We start from the raw sequence: 24,966 nt of genomic DNA on the forward strand, positions 1-24,966 counted from the left end.
GTTCACTTAAGTATACAACCTAAAACCAACGTATTATGAATAAAAGAAAAAGGGTAGTTTTTTTCTGTAAGCAAATAATGTACTATAGAGAGGAAACCTGCGGCGTTGAACGAGGCAGTTCTCAGTCGCTATGGAAACAACGCTTGAGATGTTAGGAAACACAGTGATTCAGGAAATCATCTGAATAAGGTAGATAAACCTATAAGAGCTCCGTTTGACTCCTTTCGATGCAACAGATTCTGAAAGTTACACACTGGTGCAATACCTTTTTCGAGGCATGTGTTAGCCAATCATTTTTAGAGTTAAGACATTTTGAAAGAAAATCGTTAGACAAACTATCGCTTACAAGGAGGGGAACATGAGAGAATTGCAGTTAAGTTTTATGCTGAACAAAACGACCGTTCGCTGGCTTCAAATTTTAAATGCGTTTGAGCGTGAACGTACTTGTTCAATCGCAAGCTTTGCGAACAAACTTGATGTAACTCAACGGACGATCAGCTCTGATATCAAGGAACTGAAAGCCTATTTGCAGGATGCAGCCAAGTTTGTGCATGTGGCTAATGGTTATCATTTTATGGAAACGAACCCGAAAGTATACTTGACCAAAAAAAGAGCGCTGGTTGCAAAAGAAGGTATGTATCAAATTTTAGAAGCAATCTTTCATGGTCAACTTTGTTCTGTTGAAGAGTGGGCACAGCGCTTGTATGTATCAGAAAGCACGATGCGGCGTTATTTGAATAGTGCTTCCCTCACGTTGAGAAAGTATGGTTTAGAGTTGGTGCTACAACCAGTTAATTTGAGTGGAGCAGAAGCGAATATTCGTAAATTTTTCAAAGATTTTTATTATGAATCAGATGTTACTCCTCATACTCTGCTTCCACCTAAAGAGCTGATTGCGGTAGTCAGTGAGACGTTTTCAGAAGTGCCAACTGATGTAGTGAACACGGGTGTTGCTCCTAGTGATTTTTATTATAGTTTGTATATTACAATCAAGCGTTATCAGTCTGGAAAGACCATCCAACTTCCTACTCATTTGGCTGAGATAGTCAAAGACCACACGGCATTTACCGTAATGAAAGACTTAGCACCTAAAATCGAAGCCCTTTACCAGGTGAGACTACCACAAGAAGAATTGGTGTGGCTTTATCTAGTCACGGTGATGAAGCGTACATTGACTGAGCCCGTAAAAGAACAGCAGTTCATTGCATTGTTTGCACTTTATCCTGAACTACAGGCGCTAAGTCAACACTTTGTTCAAGAATGGGGCATCCCATTTAATGATCCCCAACTAATCGAGACGATGATTCACGCCTTTTTGTTATCTAAGAAAATCAATGATCAACTAGCGCCCATTTTGAATCGCTTGCTGACGGAAGTAAAAAATGAGCCCCTAAAGCATAGCTACGTCGCCTATCAAAAAAATCTTGTATTTTTGAAGCAGAATCAAGCAATTCTTGGGGTCAGTAAGGAGTACCTGTCTGATATCTGTGCAGCGCTTACCTTGTATAGTGAGGCGCTCAAGGAACTCTATTATCAAAAGGTCAACCGAATCGCATTGACATTAGAAGGCGACCTTTACACCTGTCACGCTATCCGCGCACGCTTTTTGCGCTATGTTGGCAATGATCATTACGTGTTTTTCCCAAAAATCAATGAATTGACGACTGCCTATTTGAAGGAAAATGCTATCGATCTCGTGGTAACGAATTATAGTGAATACCTATCAGAGTTCATCTTATCCACGGACTATCTCTTACTTAAAACAATCCCGGATCATCAAGATTGGCTAAGAGTGATTGAAAAAATCGATCCTCAGTTGGGGCAAGCATTAAGTGCAACCCCAAGTTAAGTCAAGTGTATACTTTGAATGCAATCAGTGAAGCTATTGCTAGCAGAAATGCTCATGAAAGCAGAATACCTATTAAGCTAAAAAGCCACAACCGTTGAGAAAAATGGTTGTGGCTTTTTTCTCTTAATAAGCAAGGAAGGAATTTCCTTCACTCCTCTTAAAAAAAAGATGGACGCTTCTGAGATGAAGTAGCTTGATCCACGAAAACTCTTACTGTTCATTTGCCAGTTTAGCAAAAATCGCTTCAAAGGATTTGAATGTGTCATTATCTAGTTGGCAAAGCCACAAAAGGTAGCTTTTTTCTTTAAAAGTCCACTCTATTGAAGGGTAAGAGGCAATTAAGGTATGGTATTTCTCCCGTTGTTCACTGGTAGCTAATAGCCACCGCTTCTCAAAAATTTGCTTATCTTCCATATAGCTATCCCCCAAAAAGAAACGTTGCCTGAAACTTCACTAACGGGCAACGTAAATCTAATGATACGCAGATCTCTAATTATTATACCAAGGAAAAATGAATTTTTTTAGAAGATGTGTAAAATTACAACGAATTTCTTTTATTTTGCTTTTTTTGGGACATTTTTTATAGAAAAGAAGCATTCTGTTGAAGAGAACTGTTGTTAACAATGTTTCTGATACTAAGAAGAATTAGTAGGCAGAAACATTGTATCCATCTTAATGAGTCAAGTGGTTTCAGGTAATAACAAAAATGGACGATCCTTTTTAAAGAATAAGGAATCGTCTTTTTTTATAACGCTTTTTTTTGCACAAACTTTCAAAATGCCTTATTTGAAAAGAAAATGAAAATCAATTTATTCATACAGGTTTGCAAATCTTGATTTATCTATTGATGTTCAACCATGTTAAATTTAACCTCGTCAAAAGCAATAAACTTTCGTCAAAAAAACATCATATTTTAGTTCTTATTTAGGTATTTAGAGAGTTTGCTTCGAATAGGTTGTTCCAATAAGGACTAAGACTGATATTTTTCGAGGGAGTAAGAAAGGGTGACTGGTAAAAACGTGAAATGAATCTTTAAAGTACAAGAGAAAGAATAGAGAAAAAGGAGTTACTTATGAATAACAAATTTAGTAAAAAAGTCACAGGTTTATTGTTGATCAGTCATTTAACATTATCGGCGCTGCCAATAAATGCGATGGCGACAGAAAAAGCTTCCGATTCCTTAGAAGCTCCTCAAGAGAGAGTAGAAGCACCCAATCTATTATCGGATGGTGAAACGACGCAAGACTTAGGCAATGAGATCACCGCGACCAATGATCAAGAAAATCAGGAAACCGATAGTTCTTCTATTGAAAGTGAAGAAGCTCAAACAGAAGCATCTACTGAGAACTCTTCAGAAAATAATGAAGCTGCAGAAAATGAGGAACAAACAGACGCATCAAATGGAGAAAATTCCGAAAATAGTTCTGATGACTCATCGGAAAACGCTGCCGAAACTCGTTCAACAAGGGCAAGTGTCCAAGTAACGTCTGATGCTGAATTACGGACAGCATTAGCCAATGCGACCGTTACACAAATCAGCTTAGCCAATAACATCACGATGACTAGTAGTGTGACATGGACAGGGACGACCAAAACGATTGAAGGGAATGGTCATACGTTAACCTTCGGGAATAATGTTCGGTTGTATGGAAATACGGTGAATCAAGGATTAAGTATCAGAAATGTGAGAATCGTAGCCCATGCAACAAATACGATCTATCAAAATAGAACGTCCAGTGTTTCCTTTACAAACGTTACTCATGAAAATAGTCATGCAACAGGGCGTTTACTCTATTTAGCCGCTAGCAATTCTTCAGCTAATTTCTTTGGCGAAAACCGATTAGATGCAGGTTCCTTGATTTGGGCTACTTCGAATGTCCGGATGAATATCGGCAGTGGTGCTTCTGTAGTTGCAAATAACAACGGAACAGCTCGTGCGATTTATCTTGCAAGTGGTGGTCGAATTGATTTAGGTGAAGGCAGCTTATTAGATGTTACTCAAAACAATCCTTCAAATACAGCAAAAGCAGTCTTGATCGAAGGAAGTGCCTCAAGCGTAGTAGTTAATTCGAATGCAACGTTTAAGATCACAAGTGCACCAAATACGCAAAAAACACAAGAAGCCTTGGGATTACGAGGTGCTTTGACCGTATTATCTGGGGGAACACTGGATGTCGTGGGAAGAAGCACGTATTCAACGGTAAACGTTGGACAATCAAGCACTTTCCATGAAGGATCAAATGTTCGAATCCAAAACAATCATACCAATGGAACCGCAATTGGGTCCTATCCAGGAACAACGAACTACACGATTCACTCATCGACAGGAATGCAAACTTGGAGAAGATCAGCTGATTTTTCAGGAGAGCCCAGCTTTAATTATCCAGAGTTTAGACAAGGTTCTTTCTCACTAAATACTTATACGAACAAACAAGTTACTTCGCGAATTGAATCCAATGACTCAATCTTCAACGCAACATTCAATAGTTCTCAAATCGGAAAAATCGCTTTTGGTGACTTTGTGGATACCGCAACGATTCAACAAACGACCATTGACGACTTAACCACAAGCTCAACGCACATTACGGGACGAGCTGAGCCAAATGCCGATTTAGCAGTCACTATTGAAGGACAAGGAAGTTTGACGGGACGCGTTGCAAGTGATGGAACTTATCAATTTGCGATTCCGAACGCACCGTTAGCAGTTGGAACAAAAGTGACTGTTACCGCAACGGCCAATGGTATCCAATCGGTTGCAGAAACAGTTGTAGAAGATAGTGAAAAAGAAACGATTGCCGAAACAACGATTTCCGATCTAAATACTGACTCCACAAGTGTGACGGGAACGGCTGAGCCGAATGCTGAGATTACGATCAAAGCCGGTGACACGATCATTGCGAATGGACGAGTGGGTAGTGATGGTATCTATGCATTGACGATTGAGAAACAACAAGCTGGTACGGTAGTCACCGCCCAAGCAACCTTAAATGGCATTTCATCAAATATTGCGGAAACCATGGTTGAGCGCGCAACGATCGCCGAAACAACGTTGAATCAAGTGACAACCACAGACACGACTGTTAGTGGAACAGCCGAACCAGATGCACATGTGGAAATTACTATAGGCGATTCTGAAACGAAAAATGCCACTGTTGACAGTGAGGGCAATTTTGAAGTAGAGATTGATCAACAAGCAGCGGGAACAATTATTACTGCTCAAGCAAGCATTGACGGATTGCAATCAAATATTGCTTCAACGATCGTTGTCACTGATCCAGCAAACACCGAAGGCACGATCACACCAGATACCTACAATGTTTCTTCTGGCGATCAATTCCTGAGAGGAACGTATACCGGTGATGTTGCTTCTGCCCGTGTGTATGTAAATGGGTCATCCGTTCGTGGTGGGAATTTTGCTGATGGTTCGTTCGAATTCTTTATCGGCAATCGCATCCAATCCGTAGATGATGTCGTAGAAATCGAAGCCTTGGATCAATATGGCAAAGTACTTGATCGGACAACTGTTGAATTGACTAGAGATTTGGCTGGTACGATCACACCGGATCAATACCGAGTTGGTGAAACCATGATTACAGGGACCTTTACGGGTGATGTCAACTTTGCCCGTTTAGTGATCAATGGCACGCCTTCTAATGCATGGGGTGGTACCTTCAATGCCGATGGCACCTTCTCGTTTTATGTAGCGAACCTTGGGATCAAAGCGGGCGACAAAGTTGAGATCCAAGCGCTGAATCGTCAAATCAATGGCAACACGGAAGCCATCGAAGTGCTAGAAACCAAAGAAGTAACAGTGATTGATCAACTTCAAGGGACGATCACACCAGATAAATACAATTACACTGATACCACGATTACGGGAACCTTTACGGGGGATATCAATTTTGCCAACTTGGTGATTGATGGACAATCGGTAGGTAACTGGGGTGGTACCTTCAATAAAGAGACGGGTCGCTTTGAATTCTTTGTTCACGCACAATTTAGAGACCAGATCAGAACAGCAGCGAAAGTTGAATTACAAACTTACCATCGTGAAACAGTCGATGGACAAACGATTGATCATAAGCTGGTGTTGCAGCCGGTAGAAATCGTCAAAGCAACAGGTTCGATTCAACCAGCAGCCTTCAAAGTGACAGATAGTGAAATTACCGGAACCTTTACTGGTAATGTGAATTTCGCCAACTTGATCGTTGATGGGCGTTCAGTTTCATGGGGTGGTACCTTTAACACAACAGACCAAACCTTTACTTACTTTGTCAATCAAGATACACGTAATTTAATTCGCGATGCGGAAACAGTTGAATTGGTTGCTTACCATCGGGAGGTTGTTAATGGCCGTCCAGTGGACACCGAATTGGATCGCAGTGTAGTCACTATCGATAAAGAATTTATTGGTACGATTACACCAGACCCATACAAGCTGGGTGACAGAACCATTACGGGAACCTATACAGGAGATGACATCAACTTTGGACGACTTGAAATTGATGGCATGATTCTGTGGGTAAGTGGTTTTGCGGATGGCACGTTTACCGCTTATTTGAACCAAGAACAAGCCAACCGCGTGACGAAAGACAGCAAGATGACGATCCATGCATTGCATCGCTTTGCTGACCTAAGCACACGAGAAATCGCACAAGCAACCGTTTCGATCACAGAATAAGAAACAAAAACTACGAGAGACCCTTGTACCTTGCCTGTTGCAAGGGTCTCTTCATTGATAGAAAGAGAGAAAGCAAATGAACATGAAGAAAAAAATCGTTACCTTCTTTAGCCTTGCCCTTATGGGGAGTTTTTTAGCGGCTTGCTCGACGGATGACCAAGCAAAGACGGATACTACCCAAGGCAGCGAACCGATTGAACAAATCACGGACCAAAGCAATGCCGAGCCGCAATCGATCATTGGTGGATTAAAGATCATCATCGACAAACAAGAAATCAATCAAAAGAAAACAGAAGATGGGGAACAAGTTTTACATACATTTACCATCACAGCAGAAAATATGGGGTCAGTTGCCGCAGGGGTAGGTTCAATTGATTTCCTGCTAGAAACCGAGGATGGGGAACTTCTTGAACTTGATCATACTATGGCGATGTTTGGCAATGAGATCGCTGTAGGTGAAACCATCACTGGACAAGTTTCCTTTGCTTTAGAAGAAGGGCAAGTGGCGAAAAAATTGATTTATAAGCCTGGAGAAGAACAATTGGCAGAATGGGATGTTAAGAGCGAATGAAGGTAAACGTTATTGGATTGGGGTATATCGGGTTGCCCACAGCACTTACTTTTGCAAACCATGGGATTGAAGTCGTTGGGGTTGATGTGTCAGAAACAGTCGTTCAATCACTTCAAGCCGGTCAGGCACCAATCGAAGAACCCGACATTGATCGCTATCTAGCACAAGCTTTAGCTAAAAAGACATTCAAGGCACAGTTGGTACCAGAAAAAGCGGATGTCTTTATTATTGCCGTACCAACGCCAAATATCGCCGATCAATTTGGTAGTTGCGACTTGTCCTACGTCAAAGCGGCGATGGCTGCTATCCTACCCTATCTTGAACAAGGCAACACTGTCATTGTTGAATCGACCATTCAACCTCGCACGATGGAGGACATCGTTGGACCGTTTTTTGAAGCAGCAGGCTATATCATTGGAGAAGAACTCTATTTGTTGCATTGCCCAGAACGAGTTTTGCCAGGGAAAATCTTTGAAGAGCTGGTGATGAACAACCGAATCATTGGTGGCATGACGAGCGCTTGTACCCAACAAGGCAAACGCATTTATCAGACCTTCGTCAAAGGAAACGTGCTGGAGACTTCTGCAAGTATCGCTGAGCTATCGAAATTGATGGAAAACACCTATCGGGACCTGAACATTGCACTAGCCAATGAATTGGTCCAAATTGGGGATCGCCTAAACATTGATGCACTCCAAGTGATTGCGTTAGCCAATCAGCATCCACGGGTCAATATCCATCAACCAGGACCTGGTGTCGGAGGCCATTGCTTAGCGGTTGATCCATATTTTGTGGTTGCGGCAGCACCTGAAGACGCAAAGTTGATTCAGTTGGGGCGGATGATCAATACAGAGATGCCTGAATTCATTATAAAAAAAGTCGAAGAGATTTTAGCAATCCATGGCGGAAACAAGATCGCGGTCTTAGGGTTGGCTTATAAAGGTAATATTGACGATGCCAGAGAAAGTCCGGCAATTGAGATCGCCAAAAGACTGAAACAAAAGAAAGCACTGCAAGTCACCACTTATGACCCCTATGTCGCCACTTCTGATGTTGCACATCTCGAAGTAGCACTAACAGACAGTGATCTGGCATTGATCCTCTGTGACCATGATGCTTTTAAAGACATAGCGCCAGCCGCCATTCAAGCGATGAAACAAAAAATCGTTTTTGACACGAAAAATATTGTGACAGATAAAACGAGGTTCGATGCTGCCTATTCTCTTGGGGCATTACCAAGCGCCCAGTAAATGGTTTGATTGCTATTTATGTTATTGAAAGGGAAAACCAATGAATAAAGAAATAAACACAAAAAAATTGAAGCAAGTTTTTCAGCAAAGAATAGGCTGGATCCTCATGATCATTAGTGTTCCCTTACTAGCGATGTTGCTTTATCTAACCCTGTTTGCTGAACCCATTTATCAAAAAAGTGCACAGTTGCTGATTAGTCAGTCAGAAACGGCAGCTGGCAATCGTCTGGAAAACCAGACGATTCAGGCAGACCTTCAGCTCGTCAGTACCTATAGCACCATCATCATGAGTCCTCGCATCTTAAATGAAGTCAGTGAGGCGCTAGAGGGAAGCTATGATGTGGCTGAACTGTCAGAGATTTTGAGTGTATCGAATGCCACTAACTCGCAGATCATTGAGATCAATGCCTACCATCAAAGTCCGAAGATCGCAGCGAAGATCGCCAATACGACCGCAAATGTTTTTAGTGAAGAGATCCCTAAGATCATGAACATTGATAATGTCACGATTTTGGCAGAAGGAGCCGTTTTACCGCAAGAAACGCCAGCTCGTCCAAACAAATTTTTGTTGTACAGTTTGACCGCTTTTTTAAGTCTTCTTTTCGCTTTTACGTATGTGTTCCTCCTGTTGGTTTTTGAGCGCAGTTTTGCTTCAAATACTGAAATCGAAGAGGTCTTAGGGGTAAAAGTCATCGGTGAGATAAGCAAAGAAAAACGAGTTGCTTCGTTTAAAACCATCCAGTCGAGAAGCCTTAGAGGAAGGAAGCGTGTGTGATGCGTAGCATGAAGGAAAATTACTCCATCATCAGCGAACAAGTAAAATTGATTCGCGAAAATGTCGACTATTTATGCCAACAACAAGATGCCCAAACGATTTTGATTACTTCAGGAGAAAGCGGTACGGGAAAATCCACGGTCTCAGCAAATTTGGCGGTCGCCTATGCCCAAAAAGGCAACCGAACCTTATTGATTGATGCGGATCTGCGTAAGCCCACCCAACATCATTTGTTTTCACAAGAAATGCATGTGGGTTTGTCCAATTATATTCGACGGGCTGTCTCCATCGAAAGCTGTGTCCAACAAGTGATTTTAGAAGATTGCGAATTTTCAATCATTACTAGTGGAGCTATCATGTCAAATCCCAATGATCTGCTCGCTTCTTCGAAAATGACCGCAGCTTTGCAAGAGGTCAAACAACTATACGATGTGGTCATTATTGATACACCACCAGTCAATGTCGTTTCTGATGCCTTGATCTTAGCCAAGAAAGTTGATGGTGTACTTTTAGTTGTTCATGCGGATAAAACGAACAAGCAATCCGCAAAAAATGCCGTCAAAAAACTGCGCCTTGTCAACGCAAACATCTTAGGTGTCGTCGTGAATGGCACGGATACAGCCGAAAATTACTATTATTAAGGAGGGGAACTTTGTGGAAAGACCCGCTTTAGACAAACAGCCAACAGTTCGGGTTACTGGCTATGTACGTTGGAAACGATCAATAGAAACCATCTTTAGCTTGGGCTTATTAGTCATCCTTAGCCCGCTGTTACTGCTGATTTGTATAGGGATCAAATTTTCTAACTGGCACGCACCGATCATTTTTAAGCAAGTCCGTGTTGGGAAAAATGAGTCCACGTTTGTGATGTACAAATTTCGAACGATGGTACCTGATGCCGATCAATTATTAGGACAGTATCTTGATAAAAACGAAATTGAAGGGGCCATGTTTAAACTAAAAAAAGATCCACGAGTGACGCGGCTAGGCCGTTTGTTGAGAAAAACGAGTCTTGATGAATTGCCCCAACTGATCAATGTCTTGAAAGGGGAGATGGCACTGATTGGTCCCCGTCCTCCTTTAGAAAGAGAAGTCATCAGCTATTCAGAAAAAGACAAGCAACGATTGTCTGTCACACCCGGTTGCACAGGGTTGTGGCAAGTCAGTGGACGAAACGAATTAAGCTTTCAGGAGATGGTCGCATTGGATCTTTATTACATCAATAACCTAAGCTGGTTATTGGACTTGAAAATTATTATGAAAACGATTGGCGTTGTTTTCTTACCCAAAGGAGCATTCTAATGGAGCAACAAACACGTGTGTCACTTTTAGGAAGCAATCTAGATTCTCTAAGTTTTCAAGAAACCATTTCTAAAATCGAGGCAATGATCGAACAAGGGGGCCCCGCACAACATGTTTCAATTAACGCGGGAAAAATAAACTTGATGCGCAATGATCCCTCGTTGCGATCGATCGTCAATCGGGCAGCTTTGATCACGGCTGATGGCCAGTCGATTGTCTGGGCAGCGAAATATTTAGGTTGTCCTGTACCAGAAAGGGTAACGGGCATCGATCTTTTTCGCGAACTCGTCAAGCTAGCAGCAGAAAAAGGCTGGCGGCCTTATTACTTAGGAGCAACTGCGGAAGTCGTAGAAGCCGTCGTCAAACATGACCAACAGCTTTATCCCGACCTCAACATAGCGGGTTTTCACCATGGTTATTTTTCCGAAGACGAATCATTGTATGTGGCAAAAGAGATTGCACGGACGCAACCAGACTTGCTGTTTGTCGCTTTTTCTAGTCCGCAAAAAGAGATTTGGCTCGATACATTCAGCGAAGTATTGCAAGTGCCCTTTGCGATGGGGGTTGGCGGCAGCTTTGATATCGTCGCAGGCAAAACCAAACGGGCACCTTTGTGGATGCAGCGGGCAGGGTTGGAATGGTTTTATCGCTTTGCTCAAGAGCCAGTTAGGATGTTTGATCGCTATATCATAGGAAATTTGCGCTTTTTACAGTATGTGTGGGGAGAAAAAAGAAGAAACGCATGAAATCAAAACAGCAAAGCCATCACCGCTTCTTTCTGGGGATTGTGGCCATTTTTCCGATAATCGACGTCTTAAACGGTTTATTTCTAAGTCTGGGCATTCCTTTTCCCGTTGGCGTGTTCTACCGTCTGCTGTTCTTTTTGTTCTTAGTGATTATGATCGTGACAGAAAAGATTCCCCTTAGCTACTATACGTATTTAACGTATGGGTTTATCGCTGTGACACTTACGCTTTTTCTGTTACAAGCGCTTTTTTTGGAGTACAGCTGGCAATGGGTGATTGAGGATCTATCGGTGTATATCAAATACCTCTTATGGGTACTGATTCCTTATTATGTCTATCAACGAAAAAACGACTTCTCCAAACTGCACTATGACAGCTTGTTTATTTTTATTAGTGTCTGCTTCACCTTGGGGCTACTGATTCCCTATTTTTTAGGGTTAGGCTACCAAACTTATGACAATTCTGATGCTGGGTATAAAGGCTATTTCTTTGCCAATAATGATACGAGCTTTGCCTTTATTGTTTCCATCACCTTTACAGTCCAGGCACTAATTGTTTCGATCAAAGAACAGACCCATAAGTTTTCGTTGTTTTTGGCTAGTTTATTCGCTGGAAATTTCGTCTGTTTGGTCTTGGTCGGTACGAAAACCGGCGTGTTTTATGGTGTCGGTGTCTTGTTCTATCTTTTAATCCGATTGGTGCTAGGTATTGATCGTAAAGCATTCCTGCAACAACTGTTTATCTGGTTTATGAGTTTTATGACGATTGCTTGGCTGCTTATTCAAGGACTACCATTGCTGATCCAAGCCGTCGAAGGAACCTATCTACGCATGGTGTATTTTTATCATCTTTTCGATGGAGACTTGATCCGCTTATTTTCTAGTTCAAGAAGTGATTTTTTGATTGGTGGGATGAACGCCTTCTTAAATGATGAGGCTCGTCACTTTACCATGATTTTTGGCCAAGGCTTTGAATACCGGTTGGCCCACTTTGGTCGTCTTGGCTTAATTGAAATGGACTTCTTCGACACCCTTTTCGGGCAAGGCCTACTAGGAATAGCGTTATTGCTGCTGATGCTCGCCTATTTTGTTTACTTAGCCTTTCAGCCGAAAAAGCGATCGGTTTATAGCTTTGCCTTGATCGTGGTGCTTTTTTATAGTTTTTTTGCTGGGCATGTTTTGTATTCGGCATTGTCTTCCACCTTTTTAGGATTGATTTGTGGAGGCATTATTTTAACAGAGAAAGAGTGAACAACTGATTGAAAAAATTACTTTTGAGGCTGGGCTTCTTCTCCCTCGGTTCGTTAGGTTCGGCGGTTTTAAACCTGGTCCTTTTGCCCGTAACGACCAGCTTTTTGACACCCGCAGAATATGGGAAGACCAGTATGTTTTTCCTGGCACAGACCTTTTTGATATACGTGATCTATCTCGGCTTCGACCAAGCCTTCACGAGGGAATACCATGACCACGAAAACAAACGCGAGTTGCTGCAACAAGCGATGCTCGTCCCGTTGCTCGGATCGCTGATCTTCCAGCTGATCCTAGTGGTTTTTGCCGCACCGTTTTCGCAGCTTTTGTTTGAATCTCCACAGTACACCCGTGCGATTTATTTATTTGCTCTCTCGTCGGGATTACTGATTTTTGAACGGTTTCTTTTATTAACGGTTCGAATGCAAAACAAAGCGATCCAGTTCTCCGTTTACAGTATTTTGGTGAAATTCATGGTCTTGTTCATCACGTTGCTGTTTCTCTTTTTTGGTCCGCCGACGTTCATTACGGTGGTCTATGGCATGCTTCTAGGACAAATCATCGGTGATTGTCTGTTGGTTCTGGCAAACCTGGCGCTTTTTAGACCGCTCATTCGCCAAATCGATCGCAACCTGATCAAGAAGCTAAGTCGTTTTGGCTTGCCAACCGTGGTCGGTACGTTTCTCTATAGCCTATTAATGATTATCGACAAAATGATGCTGCGCTATTTTGCTGATTTTGCCGCTTTGGGGATCTATACGGCGGCATTTAAAGTGGCAAGTGCCTTGATGATTCTACAAGTTAGTTTTGCCAATTTTTGGATTCCCACCTCCTATGAATGGTTCAAAAAAGGCAAACCATTGATTTATTACGAACGAGTCAGTCACTTTATCATGTTCGTCTTGGCGATTTTCTTTTTACTGATGGTCTTTTTCAAAGAAACGATCGTCATCTTATTGTCGCAAGACTACTTAGAGGCCCAGTACTTGTTTCCCTTGTTATGTTTTTATCCCTTGATGATGACGATCAGTGAAACGACCAATCTCGGGATCGTTTTTTATAAGAAAAGTCATTTGAATATTGCTGCCTCTTTGCTGGCGGTCTTAGCCGCATCCCTTGGTCATCTCCTACTCGTACCGACAATTGGCGCCACAGGAGCGGCTTGTGCTACGGCATTAGGGTACTTGGTCTTCTTTTTTGCCCGTACATATTTTTCGATGACCTATTGGCAGGGATTCTCAGTCAAACGCCAAATCAGCCTTTCGATCATGCTGTATTGCTTTGCGCTGTTTACGGCATTCAATCGGACTCTTTGGCTGGAAAAGAGCCTCGTTTTGCTGCTGATGCTCTTCGTCGTTGTTCTTTATCGCAAGGAACTAAAGCAGGTAACTAGATTTGTACAAGAAAGGAAAATCAACAAAGCATGAATATCTTACTTATCGGTCCAGATCCAGCAGCAAAAGGGGGGATCGCAACGGTCATTCATAATTTCCAAAAAGCACAAGCGCCAGAGGACGTGCGTTTCATCATTCATACGACCTGGTCGGAAAAAGGAAAATATTGGACGCAGTTCAAAGCGTTTCTTACCTTTCGTCGGCATATCAAAAAAGAAAGGTGCCAGATCCTTCATTTCCACGTCGCGCAAAAGGGCAGTTTCTATCGCAAGAGTTTGCTGTTGTTGCTAGCACCAAAACATTGCAAGACGATTTTTCATATGCATGCTTCGCAATTTGATCAGTTTTATCAAAACAGTCCTTCATGGGCAAAGTGGTGGATCCGTTTTACGTTATCACGGGTAGATCAGCTTGTAGTACTAAGTAGCAGCTGGGCAGCATTCTACCAAACAATTACGGATACCTCGATCGAGGTCTTGCCAAATGCCGTAGAGGTGCCGGAGGAATCCGTTTATGACCCCACCGCAAAATGGGTCATTACTCTTGGCAGGATCGGGCAAAGAAAAGGCAGTTTTGATCTGTTGGCAGTTGCCAAAGCAATGGCTATTTCCTTCCCTGAGGTTCGCTTTATGTTGTTTGGGGATCAAGAAAATCAACAAGTTGCCCAGCAGCTCCAAGAAGAAGCCCTGACCAATGTGTTCTTAAATGAGTGGGTAGCAACCGATGCGTTACCAGCTGTTTTTCGCAAGGCTGCCGTCCATTTTCTCCCTTCTTATCACGAAGGCTTGCCGATGGCGATTTTAGAAACCATGGCAGCAGGCATCCCCAATGTAGCGACCAATGTCGGGGGAATCCCGGAGTTGATCCACTCAGGTGAAAATGGCTACCTAGTAGCTGCCGGTGATACTCAAGCAATGATCGAGACATTGAGTGAACTGTTACAAAACGAGGAACGACGAACGAATCTCAGTCAACAGGCCAGAGAAACGATCAAAAAAAACTATGCCTTAACGGCGTATATGAAGCGCTGGCATAAGATCTACAAAAAGCAACTTGATTAATACACAAATTGCTGAAAAAAGGAGAAGTAAGATGCAAAAAATAAAGGTATTATCTATTTTTGGTACACGACCCGAAGCAATCAAAATGGCACCGGTCATCAAGAAACTAGCAAACGATCCACGATTTCTATCGAAGATCATCGTGACAGGGCAACACCGAGAAATGCTTGAGCAAACATTAGCGGCGTTTGAGCTGACTCCTGATTACGACTTGGCTATCATGCGAGAAAATCAAACCTTGACCAGTATCACCAGTCGTATTCTAGAAGGTCTCGAAGGTATTTTTCAATCAGAAGAACCAGACGTGGTGTTGGTTCATGGCGATACGACGACGGCAGTCGCAGCTGCGCTGGCCGCTTTTTATCAGCAGATCTTGATTGGTCATGTGGAGGCGGGGCTGCGAACAGGTAACAAGAATGATCCGTTTCCGGAAGAAATGAATCGCCGGTTGATTGATCAACTAGCGGATTTTCTCTTTGCACCGACGGATCAAAGCCGTGCCAATCTCTTAAAAGAAAGCCACCCACAAGACCGTATTGTAGTCACGGGCAATACGTCCATCGACGCTTTGTACCATACGTTGGCACAAAAAAAAGAGCGAAAACCAATCAGAGAGAAAAAAAACCTCTTAGTTACGATGCATCGACGAGAAAACATTGGGCAACCCATGGAACAAGTCTTTCGTGCACTAAAACGCATCGCTGTTGCTTATCCAGATCTGACGATCGTCTTTCCCATGCATAAAAATCCCCGCGTCCGTACACTTGCCCAGCACTATTTAGAAGGGCAGCAAAACATTCAACTGATTGAACCATTGGATGCCCCTGCATTCTATCAGTTACTGGCAGGCAGCTACCTTGTTTTGACCGATTCAGGAGGGATTCAAGAAGAAGCACCCTCCTTGGGTATCCCCGTCTTGATCGTACGTGAAACGACGGAACGCCCAGAAGGGGTGGTAGCAGGGACTTTGAAACTGATTGGCACTCAAGAAGACCGTGTGTATTCAGAAATCGTTCATTTATTGTCAGATAAGGCAGCGTACAAACAAATGGCACAAGCCAAGAATCCCTATGGAGACGGGCAAGCGAGCGAGCGGATCGTAGCTGAATTAAAAAGTTATTTCGAGTAGAGGAAGGCGAATCTATGAGACAATTCCAATCATCTTTTGTCATTAGTAAAACGACGCTAAGGTGGCTACATCTGCTAGAACACATGGAGCATGCCTCTCACGTACCAATTCGTGGGTTGTCAAAAGTGATCAAAAGCTCTAGTCGAACCATTATTGAAGATCTACAAAATATAAAAGATTACTTCGAAGCCTCGATTGAAATGGAGACGACAAATAGTGGGTATCAGTTACAAATTATTGATGCAGAGAGCTACTTAGAAAAAAAGCGGAATTTAATCAGTAATGAACCGTTGTTTCGCATCTTTGAGAGCATTTTCTTAGGTGAAATATTGACAATCAATGAATGGTCAGACATTTTGTTTATTTCTCCTGCCACACTGATGCGTTATTTCAGAAAGATTGATCCCATTTTAGCGCAATATCAATTGACGTTGAACAAAACCACCGTCGATCTCGTGGGAGCAGAAGTCAATATCCGGCACTTTTTTCTGAATTTTTTTTATGAATCCGACAGTACTCCTCATACCGTATTTCCACCGTTGATTATTCATGAGATCGGTCTAAATTTAAAAAAAGAAGAATTCGACAGCAATTTCTCTAATCTCGCCTTTGAGGAAATCAGTTACATGCTATATATCATTTTAGAAAGAACCTCTCATGGGCATTACGTCACGATCGATCCAGCCATCGTAAAACAGTTTCGCAAAGAGTATTATCTCGAGCTGAAAAATTTAAAGACGATGCTGTCGCATCATTTACAAACAACGATCGCCGAAAAAGAAATCATCTACTTTTATGCTTTATCTATGGGGAAGCGGACTGTGTTTGATATTGAGATGGAAAGAAATTTTTGCAACAAGCTAGGCAGAGATTCTCAGATCCTGCAATTAACCCAACGCTATCTAAAGGAAGTAGTGGTACCGCCCTATGCGTTTGAATACAGCACGGTTTTGATTCATTCCTTTTTTGCTACAGTCTTACTAAAGAACAAACTTTCCCCGGTCTTGAATAAAGTGATTCCAGATTTGATTTCATTTGTTAAAAAACAATTTCCCGAAGAGATGGCACAAAACACCACGTTTTTACAAAAGCAATTCAAGCATCTAAAAGGCTTGTCTTTAGAAATGATCGTGGATATCAGCGCAGTCTTAACGATTCACATGGACTGTGTCAAAGAATTGTACTGGGGAAAGCCCAAAAAAATCGCATTTCTATTGGAAGGAAATCAATTTATTTCTCAACGGATTCAAGTCACAGCACGTAAGTATCTTGGCAGCTACCAAAAACTCTATTTTCCTAATGTGTTAGATATTAATCCTGGCTATTTTGAAGCGAACCAATTTGATATTATCGTTACCAATTATAACGAGCATATGTCGAATTTTTCTTGTTCAGGAGTCTATTTATTATTCAATAAAATCCCGAACTCAACTGATTGGCGCAGACTCATGTCACTGATCGATTTTAAACTTTAGCCCTTGTCTATGTGCAAAAATATATTCAGATGAAAGATAGGAATGATGCAATCATGATGAAAAAAGGACATGTGACACCAGAAGCCTATTTGAAAAATTATAGTGAGCTTTGTTACTTACAGGAATATCCTTTGATCAAACAGGTGTGCACCGAGTTGCAGACACGATTCAAAGAAATTTGTTATACAAAATACGAGAATGTTCTCCAACAAATCGCTGATTTGTTAGAGATCGATGCTCAGTTACAAATGTTTTTAGATTTTTTTCGACATGATTTTTTTAAGGAAATCGAATTAGCCGAAGAAGAGATCGTCGAAATGATCAAAAAAGACAAAAATGTTTATTACAGACAAATGGCAGGGATTGGGACGAATCAAAAAGCGCCACATGGCTTGATTTATCTCAGCGAAAAATAGTAAAGATAGACTCTGATCGATCAAGACGGTCAGAGTTTAAATAATATATATCATCGTGTTTGATTGATTTGGAAAAAAGTTAGCATCGTTTGGTATAACTGATTATCTGAAGAGCGTTATGTTGTATACGTATATAGGAAGAAAAATCTAGCGATCTGACTTACACATTGTCTAATACAACCAAACGCAAGATTCGTGGATTGATTTGCTTAAGTAGTCGATTCCAATCGGTAGCGTCAGGAAATGACTTCAACAACACGCATTCCACTTCAAGCAAAAACTCTGTGGTGTATTCGGAATAGTTGGTGACCAGTAGATCGATGTTCTTTTCTTGGAGATATTCTGGCGATAATTCGCCGGCGTCAGGATAATAAAGCGTATGAAAAGGTGCCAAGTATTTTCGGATGATACTTTCCGCATATTCACAAGCATACTCATTTCCTTCGAAAATGATCGCGATCGTTCGTTGCCGCCCCCAATTTTCTTCTTTGATCGCTTCCATATGCAGCGTCAGACTGACGCAAATATCATCTAGGTAAGTCGGATCGTAGAATCGTTTGACAAGTTCATGATGGCTTAAAAAAAATTGGTTTTTTTGGTATTCATCAGTGAATTTTTCCTTGACGAATTGCGTTAAATCATCGATGGAGACATTCATTGTTGGAGAGAGTAGCTCTCTTAATTTCAGTCGGATGAAAAAGCTCTCTAACCATACTAAGTCCTTACTTTCATCAAATGATGAGCCACGAGTTTCTTTATAAAAGTCATGGGCTAGTTGTTTGATTTCAGGCCATTGTTCGCAAACAAGCTCACTTGTTAGTAGGGCAGGTTGGTTGATTTTTTGCCGACAAATCAGACAGATAAATAAAAAGATGACTTCTTCTTCAGGAAACGTACAATCAAAGAAACGTTCAATAATGGCATGTAAAGATTCTAATTGAAAAAATGGCTTGCTTTGGTCGTAAAAGTTTTTCAGCTCTGCAGAAAGATGGACCTGTAAGCCATTTTTGTTGCGTTCAATAGCGATATAGAGAATATAAGAGAAATAGGAAAAGGCGGAAGCCAGTTGGGTTTTATCCTGCCAGCATCGAGTTATTTCTATCACAGTATTTTGCACGTCAATCGAGGGGAACAGTGTGTTTACGTTAATCGCTGATTCATAATAAAAAACAAAAAAGAACTGGCGAACGTTGATTTCCGAACCAATCAATACGACGGGATTTGTGGCGATTTGCAAGTGAAAAGGTGCTAAGTAAGTATTGATTTTTTTAAAGTAATTCAACAGTGCTTGCTCGGATAAGTTTAATGCGAGACTCCAATCAAGTAAAGAATACTTTTCGTTGAAAAAAAAGCTTTCTAGCAGTTGAAAAATGGGTTCGTCTTTGACAAGAAACTGTTTTTGCTTTAAATAACCGTCGGGATCAATTTCTTCAATGGAATAACCAAATTTTGTTGAGTGAATCGCAAGAGAATCTTTGAAGAACTCGCGGAGCGTTTGAATATCAGTGATTAGGGTTCGCTTGCTGCTTTGGGTGATCGTTGCTAGGCCTTTTAAGCTATAAGTATCATTTTTTTCAAATTCACTCAGTAACTGTATTTTTCGAATCAATGATCGATTTCTGAAAAACTTTAATTGAAATTTTTTCATGAAAACCTCTCCTCTAAAAATAGGTGGTAGGTGAAAAAGGGCTTTTTTTTTGTTGCTTTACATATGAAATTTCGTCTCTCTCCTACTGAATAAAAGATGAAGAAACATCATTCTAGTGAAAAATTTCACCGGCTGGTGAAATTTATTATTTTTTTTCACGGACATTTGGCGCTATAGTAATCATATAAATCGTTTCTTGAGCCAATCGCTAGTAAAAAAGGCAAGATTTTTATCGAAACTAAGAGCCAGCGCATGTTAACCAAGTTTTTTGCTTTAGAAGTTAGTCATAAAATGTTCGCTCTAAAGGTAAATACGTAAAATGGAATGCAATGGTTGAAAATAGAGGAAACTTAGTAAAAATGTTTTCTATGAAAGCAAGAACAAAGGAGAAGAAGGTATGCAGGCGAGAAAAATATACAATGCAACAGACTATTTGGCATATTTCCAAAAAGAACTCAATCAAAGAGAGGTGTTTCAACACTTTCCTAAAATATATGTATATTTCCAAGAACTTTCGGAAACGTTTCTAGCTGTGTTTAATAAAAAGTACGAGAATCTTTTTGTTCAGTGGGCCAAACTATTAGCGATCGATGCGCAACTTCAAATTTTATTAGAGCTTTGCAATCATGGGAAAGATGACTTAGTCACTGATCTAGGCCTAACTGAGGAAGAGATCATTGCCATGATTCGGAAAGAGCATCGCTTTTTCTATCGTGAAATCACAGGACTGAAAGTCACTCAAAAACCCAAAGTCGGTTTGATTTATATGAGTGAAGAATAATCGTCTTTCTATTCGTCAAGAAATTCATTTTTTTGTATTCACGAAATAAATTGCGAGAAACAACTAACGGCTAAGTAGCTTTTGAGGAAGCTACTTAGCCGTTTTTGGGCTGATTTTAGGAAGTATCCAATCCTGGGCTATTTTCGCAATACGCCCTCGATGGCTTGGTGGATCGCTAATAGGTCTGGCAAGGTGATCTGTGCATTGATCAATATTACCGGTATTTCTGCCGATGTTGCGGTCAATGGTGATGTACTGATACAAAGATCATAATCATCGTCTTCAAAGTGATCCCGCAGATCGAGGTTATAGAAACCTTGAAAAGGGGTTTGGATCAACTCCTTAATTGCTAAAGAAAGTGCGAAAGGCAGGTCCGTTTCTAACTTGATTCGAATGACTTGCTGAAAGCGAGCTGGAGGTAAAATCAGCGTCCAGGCTGTTGCTACATACAAAGCCAGTCCTTTGCGTTTTTCCAAATCCTCGTGATAGACTTTTAGATAAGCTAGCAATTGTTCGGAATGCAGTTGCAAATTCGGAAAATGTTCGGTAAGGAACTGAGCTGTGTTATAGCCCGCTAGCGTATGAACAGTTTCGCCAAACAGTTCGACGGATAATATCCCATTCAGGATCGTATTCAAAATGACTTGTTTACGTGGTTGGGAAATGACCATCTTTTCAGCTGGTGAAGTCATTGAAGCCAGTGCTTTTTGAATCGTAGTAAGTTGCTGGTCACTCGTTTTTTTCGAAGGAAAATAACAATTCAGTTGCTCCTCTGGAAACGTTCGCTCTAGATTGGACATCAGCCACAAAAAGCAAAACTGACATTCTTTTTCATTCAGAAAAAAGTGAGTCATTAACTCCTGTGACAGTTGGGTAAAAATCGGTGTTTCTGGATTCGTTGATTGTTGAAATAAGGTCAAGTCTAAGCCCTTTAATGGTGGTTGGAGCTGTAACTTTTCTTCGGCAATCGTTTGACCTTGGCGGAAACGCAAACAGATTACGGCTAGTATATAGGTCGTCTGTTTCAATTCAATCGTGTTAAAAGGTATGTGATTGTTGCGATAGAAAGCTCGAGCGATTTCCTCACATTTGCTTTGAGAGAGATGATTGAAAGGCCAATCAACACCTGAAAAAGTACGCCAAAAGAAGGCGACCATAAAATAGCGAATGCGTGCTTCATCACCATTCAGCTGTACATTTCCTTTGGATTTTTTTAATGTAAAGCCTAAAGGTGCCAAGAGATTCTCCAGCTCATAGACTCTTTTGCGCACAGTAGACTCCGAGAAAAAATAATCGTTAGCAAATTGAACCACATTAATCTCATTATGCAGGAGCAATGTTTCTAATAATTGAAAAAAAGGATTCTTTGCTAGTAGTTGTCGTAACAGATGTTTATAGTCTGTTTTGTTTCCGTTAAATTTATATCCAGCTCCATGTTTGGCCAGTAAGATGGGGTGTTTTTCCTCGGCATTTTGCTCAAGCTGTTTTGTTAACGCTATGAAACTTTTTTGGATTGAGCGGCGATCAAGAGCAAGGGTGGCACTGATTTCTTCAATTGGGACAAAACGTTTTTGTAAATACAAGAAACGCAATAAATCGAGGTCTTTTTTCAGACTACTCCCCAAAAAAGTGTAGAATCGTTCCATCAAAGGACCTCCTATCTCCTTACATTATTGGTGATTCATCTTCATCATAGCATAAAAAAGGATATTTTTTTGTATAGGAAATTGACATTTTTTTGTCTCTTTTCAGGGCTGGGATGCTCTATACTGTGGTCTGGTAAAAGAATAAGCTTTTGCGCTAGCAAACGGAAGAAATGATTGGAAATAAGAGGAGTGATAGAAATGGAAGAAAAAAAAGGTTGGTTCCAACAAAACAGTCGCTTATTACTGATCCTATGTACTTTTATATTGAGTATGATCAGTGTCAGCGCGAAAGCGGCGACCTATGATTTTGACTATCAGGAGAACCAAGCGGGGCACTACCTTACCCACGGTACGGCTGCTGGAGATACCTACAATTATGATTATGGAAATGCACCTGGAGTCGAGTTTGATAGTGAGAATTATGTCAATTATGATGATCAGGCGTATTTAAAGAAAAGTGTGCAAGAAGTTGCAGGAAATCAAGGATTGTTTGACGTCACCCTTGATGTTAAAGGAAACCAAACGAACAATGCGGTTGATTTAGTTTTAGTAGTCGATTTTTCTTCTTCTATGACTGGAGAAAAATTGAATAATGCGTTGTTAGGCTTGCAACAATTTGGCACGGAATTGGCAGACTCATTAGCAAATGGCTCTATTCGAATCGGGATCGTGGCCTATAATCGCTATGTTTACTCCACGAATGGTTTTTCAACAGATATCAATTACTTAGAACAGTTTCTACGTCAAACCGCAGAGTCCCATTCCGGAACATTCATGCAAAAAGGGTTATTAGAAGGTGAGCGGCTCTTGCTGGAGGAAAGTCGTCCAGAAGCTGAAAAACTTTTTATCCATATTGGTGATAATAGTGCCAATCGTAGTTATCTTCCTGTAGAGGGAGCGACTACCTATCCTAACACGGGGGAGATCACAGACTATAACGGTTATCACACCCAAAGCTATGTCAAAGATTTTCAAACTGATAATTCTGCGTATCATACGACAAGTTCATCTTCTTCGGATCCTCTTGCAATCCCTGTCAGTACTTCGGTAGTGACAGACGCGACTTTAGGCACGATCGTCGCGATCAAGGAAGCGGGCTTTCCAATGTATTCGGTAGCTACTGCTCCGTCTTCTCGCGGGGAATACATTGGTCGAAACTTAGCTACATCATCAGGGAATTATTTAACGATAGATGAAAATCTGGTTGGCTTAGGTTCAGCGTTGACGGAAATCGCAAATAAAATCGATAAGACAATCTCCAGTGGTACGATCACTGACCCAATGGGTGCAGGAATCTTGCTACAAGGTGCAGGTAGTTTTGATTCCGATAACTATCAACTGGTTGGGTGGCGAAAAGATGAACAAGGAACTTGGGTCGAAGCACCTGACCTAGTGGCAAATGTGCAAGTAGCAGAAGCCGATCAAACCATCACTGTCAGCAATCTTGCTTTGGGTGAGAACGAGCGAGTTACATTGACCTATCAAATCCGCCTTGATACTGAAGACTCTTCATTCCAAGGAGAAACGTGGGTTCTATGTAACGGTCGTACCACATTAGTGCCGGAAGTAGACGGAGAAGCAGTAGATTTTCCAATCCCATCGATTAAAGCGCCAGTGGTTTCGATAAATGTCCTTAAGAAGTGGGTCAATGTTTCTGCCGCCGAGATTCCAGAGCAGATCGAATACCAAGTGCAACGAATGACCACCACCTCGGAACAAGGTTGGCAAATTTCCGATCCACTGACCTTGAGCAAGGAAGACGATTTCCAAGTCACCCTCAGTGAGGTTCCTGTTAATGGTCAACAACTCGTGTTACCCAAATACAATAATCAGGGAGAAGACTTCAGTTATACAGTGACGGAAATCAATGTTCCTGAAGACTTTGAAAGTACGGTTACTAACGATGGTGAAACGATTATTCTAACTAATACCAAGAAAGAGACCGAACCAAGCACAACGGAACCAAGCACAACAGAACCAAGCACAACAGAACCAAGCACAACAGAACCAAGCACAACAGAACCAAGCACAACGGAACCAAGCACAACAGAGCCAAGCACAACAGAACCAAGCACAACAGAACCAAGTACAACGGAACCAAGTACAACGGAGCCAAGCACAACGGAACCAAGTACAACGGAACCAAGTACAACAGAACCAAGCACAACAGAACCAAGCACAACGGAGCCAAGTACAACAGAACCAAGTACAACAGAACCAAGTACAACAGAACCAAGCACAACGGAACCAAGCACAACAGAACCAAGTACGACGGAACCAAGTACAACGGAACCAAGCACAACGGAACCAAGCACAACAGAACCAAGCACAACGGAACCAAGCACAACCGAACCAAGTACGACGGAACCAAGCATAACAGAACCAAGCACAACAGAACCAAGTACCACCGAATCAAATAATGATCATTCATCAACGAGCCAAACGAGTCAATCCAGTGATCAGGTCGGTGGTTCAGTGACTACCACCACTTCTAGTCAAAATAATGGGGGTGTGCTTCCGCAAACGAATGAAAAACGTGCTGCCTGGTTAGTGGTTTTAGGAACGATCATTGTAAGTGGCGTAGCTGTAAGTATTTTCAAAAAACAATAGAACGTAGTGCTAACTTATAATTCTAGATAAACAGCTAGACGAGTGTCTAGCTGTTTTTTTGCGTAAAAAAACCACCACTGAATGCAACTATTTAAAAGGAATATTCTTGCTAGACATACAGTCAGAAAAAAAGATTAGTCACGCATTAAATGAGTTGCTAGCAGTCACATATAAAATAACTAATAGTATTTAACTGTAAGAGACAAGAATCGAAGGGAATTTAAGGAGAAGTCAATCTTTTTGCACCCTTGTGTGCAAATGCTGGTTAAAAAATAGGTGGTAATTTTGTTAGAATCAAACAAGAAACATTGCAATGATTCGAAGGTAGAGCAAAGGAGGGAGACTCAATTTGATTATCAATGGATAGGAAACTTACTAAAGGAGA

Annotated in this window: 19 protein-coding genes; 16 read left to right on the plus strand and 3 right to left on the minus strand. The window is 41.4% G+C overall.

What is annotated here, in order from left to right; translation table 11 throughout:
- Nucleotides 1-358: 358 nt before the first annotated feature.
- Nucleotides 359-1,849, plus strand: coding sequence for an AcpB/EbpR/MafR family transcriptional regulator (locus ENLAB_RS12065; protein WP_244351242.1), 1,491 nt, complete (start codon nt 359-361; stop codon nt 1,847-1,849).
- 210 nt (nt 1,850-2,059) lie between these two features.
- On the opposite strand, the gene ENLAB_RS12070 is transcribed toward ENLAB_RS12065, so the two are convergent.
- A complete protein-coding gene (locus ENLAB_RS12070; RefSeq protein ID WP_244351245.1) occupies nt 2,060-2,263 on the minus strand; it encodes a hypothetical protein in 204 nt (67 codons plus the stop codon).
- A 658-nt stretch (nt 2,264-2,921) separates the two neighbouring features.
- Here ENLAB_RS12070 and ENLAB_RS12075 point away from each other — a divergent pair.
- From ENLAB_RS12075 to ENLAB_RS12135, 13 genes are all read left to right on the plus strand, one after another.
- Nucleotides 2,922-6,530: an immunoglobulin-like domain-containing protein gene (locus ENLAB_RS12075; protein ID WP_244351270.1), complete on the plus strand. Its 3,609-nt coding sequence runs from the start codon at nt 2,922-2,924 to the stop codon at nt 6,528-6,530.
- Between the two features lie 76 nt (nt 6,531-6,606).
- Nucleotides 6,607-7,101 carry a DUF4352 domain-containing protein gene (locus tag ENLAB_RS12080; protein WP_244351304.1) on the plus strand — a complete coding sequence of 165 codons (495 nt, stop codon included), beginning with the start codon at nt 6,607-6,609 and terminating at the stop codon, nt 7,099-7,101.
- Nucleotides 7,098-8,351 (plus strand): nucleotide sugar dehydrogenase, encoded by a 1,254-nt coding sequence (locus ENLAB_RS12085; protein WP_244351305.1) that lies wholly within the window; start codon nt 7,098-7,100, stop codon nt 8,349-8,351. The genes ENLAB_RS12080 and ENLAB_RS12085 overlap by 4 nt, the downstream gene beginning before the upstream one ends.
- Before the next feature lie 40 nt (nt 8,352-8,391).
- The gene (locus ENLAB_RS12090; protein ID WP_081119034.1) at nt 8,392-9,126 is read left to right on the plus strand and encodes a YveK family protein; all 735 of its coding nucleotides are present in this window, start codon (nt 8,392-8,394) and stop codon (nt 9,124-9,126) included.
- The gene (locus ENLAB_RS12095; protein WP_081119035.1) at nt 9,126-9,767 is read left to right on the plus strand and encodes a CpsD/CapB family tyrosine-protein kinase; all 642 of its coding nucleotides are present in this window, start codon (nt 9,126-9,128) and stop codon (nt 9,765-9,767) included. The genes ENLAB_RS12090 and ENLAB_RS12095 overlap by 1 nt, the downstream gene beginning before the upstream one ends.
- A gap of 13 nt (nt 9,768-9,780) precedes the next feature.
- Nucleotides 9,781-10,428 (plus strand): sugar transferase, encoded by a 648-nt coding sequence (locus ENLAB_RS12100; protein ID WP_140966643.1) that lies wholly within the window; start codon nt 9,781-9,783, stop codon nt 10,426-10,428.
- Nucleotides 10,428-11,174, plus strand: coding sequence for a WecB/TagA/CpsF family glycosyltransferase (locus ENLAB_RS12105; protein ID WP_195265224.1), 747 nt, complete (start codon nt 10,428-10,430; stop codon nt 11,172-11,174). Before ENLAB_RS12100 ends, ENLAB_RS12105 begins: the two co-directional genes overlap by 1 nt.
- Nucleotides 11,171-12,424, plus strand: coding sequence for an O-antigen ligase family protein (locus ENLAB_RS12110; RefSeq protein ID WP_200126077.1), 1,254 nt, complete (start codon nt 11,171-11,173; stop codon nt 12,422-12,424). Before ENLAB_RS12105 ends, ENLAB_RS12110 begins: the two co-directional genes overlap by 4 nt.
- An 8-nt stretch (nt 12,425-12,432) precedes the next feature.
- The gene (locus ENLAB_RS12115) at nt 12,433-13,848 is read left to right on the plus strand and encodes a lipopolysaccharide biosynthesis protein (RefSeq protein WP_244351306.1); all 1,416 of its coding nucleotides are present in this window, start codon (nt 12,433-12,435) and stop codon (nt 13,846-13,848) included.
- A complete protein-coding gene (locus tag ENLAB_RS12120) occupies nt 13,845-14,876 on the plus strand; it encodes a glycosyltransferase family 4 protein (protein WP_244351307.1) in 1,032 nt (343 codons plus the stop codon). Before ENLAB_RS12115 ends, ENLAB_RS12120 begins: the two co-directional genes overlap by 4 nt.
- A gap of 31 nt (nt 14,877-14,907) precedes the next feature.
- Nucleotides 14,908-16,005 (plus strand): non-hydrolyzing UDP-N-acetylglucosamine 2-epimerase, encoded by a 1,098-nt coding sequence (wecB, locus tag ENLAB_RS12125; protein WP_140966639.1) that lies wholly within the window; start codon nt 14,908-14,910, stop codon nt 16,003-16,005.
- Nucleotides 16,006-16,019: 14 nt separating this feature from the next.
- Nucleotides 16,020-17,480, plus strand: coding sequence for an AcpB/EbpR/MafR family transcriptional regulator (locus ENLAB_RS12130; protein ID WP_081119042.1), 1,461 nt, complete (start codon nt 16,020-16,022; stop codon nt 17,478-17,480).
- Between the two features lie 53 nt (nt 17,481-17,533).
- Nucleotides 17,534-17,896 carry a DUF7006 family protein gene (locus ENLAB_RS12135; protein ID WP_077453629.1) on the plus strand — a complete coding sequence of 121 codons (363 nt, stop codon included), beginning with the start codon at nt 17,534-17,536 and terminating at the stop codon, nt 17,894-17,896.
- A gap of 160 nt (nt 17,897-18,056) precedes the next feature.
- On the opposite strand, the gene ENLAB_RS12140 is transcribed toward ENLAB_RS12135, so the two are convergent.
- Nucleotides 18,057-19,544: an AcpB/EbpR/MafR family transcriptional regulator gene (locus ENLAB_RS12140; protein WP_244351309.1), complete on the minus strand. Its 1,488-nt coding sequence runs from the start codon at nt 19,542-19,544 to the stop codon at nt 18,057-18,059.
- Nucleotides 19,545-19,941: 397 nt separating this feature from the next.
- Between ENLAB_RS12140 and ENLAB_RS12145 the strand changes: the two genes are divergently transcribed.
- Nucleotides 19,942-20,325, plus strand: coding sequence for a DUF7006 family protein (locus ENLAB_RS12145; protein ID WP_077453627.1), 384 nt, complete (start codon nt 19,942-19,944; stop codon nt 20,323-20,325).
- A 137-nt stretch (nt 20,326-20,462) separates the two neighbouring features.
- Here the strand turns inward: ENLAB_RS12145 and ENLAB_RS12150 are convergent, their stop codons facing one another.
- Nucleotides 20,463-21,971 (minus strand): AcpB/EbpR/MafR family transcriptional regulator, encoded by a 1,509-nt coding sequence (locus ENLAB_RS12150; protein ID WP_244351311.1) that lies wholly within the window; start codon nt 21,969-21,971, stop codon nt 20,463-20,465.
- A 198-nt stretch (nt 21,972-22,169) separates the two neighbouring features.
- On the opposite strand from ENLAB_RS12150, the gene ENLAB_RS12155 reads away from it, so the two are divergent.
- Nucleotides 22,170-24,581 (plus strand): VWA domain-containing protein, encoded by a 2,412-nt coding sequence (locus tag ENLAB_RS12155; RefSeq protein ID WP_244351313.1) that lies wholly within the window; start codon nt 22,170-22,172, stop codon nt 24,579-24,581.
- Nucleotides 24,582-24,966 lie beyond the last annotated feature (385 nt).

This window comes from Enterococcus innesii, from assembly GCF_022846515.1.
Lineage (GTDB): Bacteria > Bacillota > Bacilli > Lactobacillales > Enterococcaceae > Enterococcus_D > Enterococcus_D innesii.